The organism is Achromobacter sp. GbtcB20 (assembly GCF_019091095.1).
GTDB classification, from domain to species: Bacteria; Pseudomonadota; Gammaproteobacteria; order Burkholderiales; family Burkholderiaceae_B; genus Achromobacter; species Achromobacter mucicolens.
In genome coordinates this window covers 1-248 of the sequence record NZ_JAGXJZ010000748.1, presented here as the reverse complement: position 1 = coordinate 248, position 248 = coordinate 1, and the positions used below count along the sequence as shown (strand labels likewise).

Below are 248 nucleotides of genomic sequence, written 5' to 3'. Positions count from 1 at the left end.
GCACCCGGCCCAGGTTGTTCAGCGACAGGATCGCCTTGTTGCGCGCCTCCGAGACCACTTCGAAACGCGCCTGCGCCTCCTCCGGCTTGCCCACGACGCGGACATTGTCGAGCGCGCGCAGGTTGCGCTTGAGCTCATTGCCCAGCGGGGAAGTCTCACCGAAGGCCAGGTAGATGCTCTGGAACGGCATGTTGTACGCGCCGTTCGAGCCGCGCAGCTGGAAGCCGCAGGCGGCCAGGACGGTCGCC

Annotated in this window: 1 pseudogene; it reads right to left on the bottom strand. The window is 67.3% G+C overall.

What is annotated here, in order from left to right:
• A pseudogene (locus tag KVT32_RS30960) lies at positions 1-248 on the bottom strand (hypothetical protein); the annotation flags it as partial.